This window comes from Actinophytocola sediminis, assembly GCF_054779715.1.
In genome coordinates this window covers 1-961 of the sequence record NZ_BAAGXS010000135.1, presented here as the reverse complement: position 1 = coordinate 961, position 961 = coordinate 1, and the positions used below count along the sequence as shown (strand labels likewise).

Below are 961 nucleotides of genomic sequence, written 5' to 3'. Positions count from 1 at the left end.
GCCGGTCACATATCCTGAGACGTGATGCATAGCCGAATGAGGCGAAGTAGAGTGATCCCATGCTGCCGAGAAAAGCCTCTAGTGAGTGTCCATGCGGCCCGTACCCCAAACCGACACAGGTGGTCAGGTAGAGAATACCAAGGCGATCGGGTGAACTGTGGTTAAGGAACTCGGCAAAATGCCCCCGTAACTTCGGGAGAAGGGGGGCCGCAGCGCTTGAAGCCCCGTTGCGGGCTAGGGCGAGGCGGCCGCAGAGACCAGCGAGAAGCGACTGTTTACTAAAAACACAGGTCCGTGCGAAGTCGCAAGACGATGTATACGGACTGACGCCTGCCCGGTGCTGGAACGTTAAGAGGACCGCTTAGTCCCCTTGTGGGGCGAAGGTGAGAATTTAAGCGCCAGTAAACGGCGGTGGTAACTATAACCATCCTAAGGTAGCGAAATTCCTTGTCGGGTAAGTTCCGACCTGCACGAATGGCGTAACGACTTCTCGGCTGTCTCAACCACAGGCCCGGCGAAATTGCACTACGAGTAAAGATGCTCGTTACGCGCGGCAGGACGGAAAGACCCCGGGACCTTTACTATAGCTTGGTATTGGTGCTTGGTTCGGCTTGTGTAGGATAGGTGGGAGACTGTGAAGCTCATACGCCAGTATGGGTGGAGTCAATCTTGAAATACCACTCTGGTCGTACTGGGTGTCTAACTTCGGACCGTGATCCGGTCCAGGGACAGTGCCTGGTGGGTAGTTTAACTGGGGCGGTTGCCTCCTAAAGAGTAACGGAGGCGCCCAAAGGTTCCCTCAGCCTGGTTGGCAATCAGGTGTTGAGTGCAAGTGCACAAGGGAGCTTGACTGTGAGACTGACAAGTCGAGCAGGGACGAAAGTCGGGACTAGTGATCCGGCACCACCTGGTGGAAGGGGTGTCGCTCAACGGACAAAAGGTACCCCGGGGATAACAGGCT

The 961-nt window shown here is 56.0% G+C and carries 1 rRNA gene; it reads left to right on the top strand.

The window, feature by feature from the left end:
- Nucleotides 1-961: ribosomal RNA gene (locus tag ACYVIP_RS44670) — 23S ribosomal RNA — on the top strand; the annotation flags it as partial.